At 68.1% G+C, this 587-nt stretch carries 1 pseudogene; it reads left to right on the forward strand.

Features of this window, described 5'->3' with window-relative positions:
- Positions 1-587, forward strand: a pseudogene (gene kasB, locus A5625_RS21210) (3-oxoacyl-ACP synthase KasB); the annotation flags it as partial.

A 587-nucleotide genomic window follows, 5' to 3' on the forward strand; every position in this document is an offset into this window, starting at 1 on the left:
GGGTGCCTGCCGCCCGTTCGACCGCGACCGCACCGGCTTCGTGTTCGGCGAGGCCGGCGCACTGATGGTGATCGAAACCGAAGAGCACGCCAAAGCCCGCGGCGCCAACATCTTGGCCCGCATCATGGGCGCCAGCATCACCTCCGACGGCTACCACATGGTCGCCCCGGACCCCAACGGCGAACGCGCCGGACACGCCATGAGCCGCGCCATCCAACTGGCCGGCCTGAGCCCCTCCGACATCCACCACGTCAACGCCCACGCCACCGGCACCTCGGTCGGCGACGTCGCCGAAGGCAAAGCCATCAACAACGCCCTGGGCCCGCACGGTGGCAACGCCGCGGTCTATGCACCCAAAGCCGCCCTCGGCCACTCAGTCGGCGCGGTCGGTGCGGTGGAATCCATCCTGACCGTGCTCGCGCTGCGCGACCAGGTGGTCCCACCCACCCTCAACCTGGAAAACCTCGACCCCGAAATCGACCTGGACGTGGTGGCAGGCAAACCACGCCCCGGCAACTACGAGTACGCCATCAACAACTCGTTCGGGTTCGGCGGACACAACGTCGCCATCGCCTTCGGGCGGTACT

Origin of the sequence: Mycobacterium sp. 1465703.0, from assembly GCF_001672975.1 — a bacterium.
Lineage (GTDB): Bacteria > Actinomycetota > Actinomycetes > Mycobacteriales > Mycobacteriaceae > Mycobacterium.